Genomic DNA, 2,260 nt, shown 5'->3' with positions numbered 1-2,260 from the left:
TTTTTGCTTTAAGTCCCACATTGAAAACTGGTAATTTTTAGACAACGGGACAGATAAGTAAGAACGCTCACGTCAAAAGGCGTGGGCGCTCGCTTATTCGTTGTCGGGCATACCAGTGCCTCAATGTGCGGTAAGTGTAGTTGCCTGCGCTCTTTTTTTGTGCCAGGCATCCACAACCTAAAACATTAAGGCTATGGAGAATGAGCATATTTTTTACCCCGAATTTGACTATCCTGCATCCCATCTATCTGCATTCACTCTCTGCATTGATGTTTTTATCGTATCTCTTAAAAACGGGGAAATTGTTCGTTTCAAGCCTCACGAAATAGCACACTTTAAAGAATGGCTTAATCATTTTAAGGTCAGGGACATTACGGTTAATAATGGCTTACCTCACGTTGACAGAACATCTGATTTATCTAAGTCTAAATACGGATTTTTCAATTTTATCAAAAGAAGAAAATGGGTAAAGAAAAAATAATTAAGATAGGAATGATAGACGACCACGACTTACTTAGGAAAGGTATCTGCGATTTTATACGGGACGACGATAATTTTGAAATCGTATTTGAAGCGGAAAACGGCAAATTAGCACTGAAAAAAATGGAGCAAATTGAAGTTATTCCCGATATAATGGTTGTTGATATAAATATGCCTGTAATGAATGGTTTTGAAACTGCTAAAGCATTGCTTGAAAAATATCCGCAAACCAAAATCTTGGCTTTTAGTATTAACGATGATGTGCAGGATGTGGTTAAAATGCTTAATAGCGGGGCAAAAGGGTATATCCTGAAAGGCGCAGACCCCGAAGAACTCAAAAAAGCCATCACGGTACTAAACGACGGAGGGCGTTATTTCAGTGCAGGTGTAGCTGAAGTAGCAAAAGAATATTACAAACAGTTTCCGCAATAGCAGGTTTCTTTGTTACTTTCTTTTCCGCTGAACTCACGAAAGAAAGTAATCACTCTAATCTAATTATGGGATAACGAATATCCCACGCAATAACGCTGCAACCTGTTTGGTAAAATGAAAAGGATTTGTAAGGGTGCATTTTGCTAAAGGGGATTGCACCAATTTAAAGCAAAAAGACTGCCCGACCATCGGGAGGATCTGTCTTTTTGCCGCCCGACTTTTCGGGTCAGGCGGCTTGTATTAGTTAATCGTTTTTAAATACTCGTAGTATCTTTCCGTTATATCCTTTCCTTTCCTGAAAGTGTCATTGGTATAACTGTAATGCTCTTCAAAAAACTTAACTTCTTTAGTGGTAAGGTCTATTAAATAGCGGTAATATGCGTTTATCCGCCTTTCATCCATCGTGCAATACTCTTTAAGCATTAAGAGTTCTTGCTCGCTGTTATCAAGGGATAACAAGGGCAAAAAAAGCCTTTCAACGATATAGCCCTGTTCGGGTGCGCTGCTGCTGTCGGCAACGCATACAAGGGATTTTCCGTTACTCAATTTGATGTGAAGATTTGAACGTGTCATAATTTGAAATTTGATTTTTCTGATTAAGCAATTAATTGGGTTAATAAAAATTCTTCCGTCCAAAATTCTTCGCTCGTATGCTTCCCGTATGCTGTATAGTAGCCTGTACCGTTTGCCCTTAATACAAGCCTGTAACAGTCCAGTCGGTTTTCAGGTACGGTAAACGTTTCCTGCTCTTGCTCGTCAAGCTCCACAAATATCCATTCATTACCGTTTAGCAATTCTTCAATATTCGGGTTGTCGTTTTCGCCTGTCCTATAAAAATCTACTGCTGTATCATAGTAATTCATTGAGCAGAAATAGTGATTGCCCTCTAACGGCTTAACTAATGCAAGCCGTTTTGCCTGTTCTGTTTTCCATTCTTCGGATAGGTGGATAATTGCAAACTCGCAATTATCCCATTCGCTGTTGGCTTTAACCAAAATATGTGCTGTCGCTTTATCTGATAGTTTCATCGTTCTAAATTTTAATGGTGTTTAATTGATTTTCGCTTTTACGCTCTAACAAATTGTCGAGTATTTCCCATTCGCTGTCGTACTCTGTTCCCTCAAAATGGTAGGTGTCCGTTTCCTCGTCTAATTCATAGCTGTCAAAGTCCTGGCTATCTAAACAGGTATCCGTTAGTATTCCTTCTTCAAATATTGCCTGACCATATACTAAGCATCCTAATTCCTCATAGTCCTGTGTGAAATTCACTTTGAAATGTTCGGCTATCTGCTTAACGGCATCCGTATTTGGCGACCATTTTGTTTCATACTGGAATACACCCGCACTT

General features: G+C 39.2%; 5 protein-coding genes. 2 read left to right on the top strand and 3 right to left on the bottom strand.

Going from position 1 to position 2,260, the window contains the following annotated elements; all coding sequences use genetic code 11:
• The first annotated feature begins 193 nt into the window (after nucleotides 1–193).
• Nucleotides 194–481 carry a hypothetical protein gene (locus tag BGP15_RS05755; protein WP_091520313.1) on the top strand — a complete coding sequence of 96 codons (288 nt, stop codon included), beginning with the start codon at nucleotides 194–196 and terminating at the stop codon, nucleotides 479–481.
• The gene (locus BGP15_RS05750) at nucleotides 463–912 is read left to right on the top strand and encodes a response regulator (protein ID WP_066436445.1); all 450 of its coding nucleotides are present in this window, start codon (nucleotides 463–465) and stop codon (nucleotides 910–912) included. The genes BGP15_RS05755 and BGP15_RS05750 overlap by 19 nt, the downstream gene beginning before the upstream one ends.
• Nucleotides 913–1,152: 240 nt before the next feature.
• Here BGP15_RS05750 and BGP15_RS05745 read toward each other — a convergent pair whose 3' ends face one another.
• From BGP15_RS05745 to BGP15_RS05735, 3 genes are all read right to left on the bottom strand, one after another.
• On the bottom strand, nucleotides 1,153–1,485 hold the full coding sequence (locus tag BGP15_RS05745) for a penicillin-binding protein (RefSeq protein WP_066436448.1): 333 nt from the start codon (nucleotides 1,483–1,485) through the stop codon (nucleotides 1,153–1,155).
• A 23-nt stretch (nucleotides 1,486–1,508) separates the two neighbouring features.
• Nucleotides 1,509–1,940 (bottom strand): hypothetical protein, encoded by a 432-nt coding sequence (locus BGP15_RS05740; RefSeq protein WP_066436453.1) that lies wholly within the window; start codon nucleotides 1,938–1,940, stop codon nucleotides 1,509–1,511.
• 4 nt (nucleotides 1,941–1,944) lie between these two features.
• On the bottom strand, nucleotides 1,945–2,260 hold a 316-nt coding region (locus BGP15_RS05735; protein ID WP_502688432.1), incomplete at its 5' end, for a DUF1281 family ferredoxin-like fold protein.

This window comes from Sphingobacterium sp. 40-24, from assembly GCF_001899705.1.
Taxonomy (GTDB): domain Bacteria; phylum Bacteroidota; class Bacteroidia; order Sphingobacteriales; family Sphingobacteriaceae; genus Sphingobacterium; species Sphingobacterium multivorum.
The sequence above is the reverse complement of the archived record's forward strand: the minus strand, read 5'-3'. Positions and strand labels throughout refer to the sequence as shown.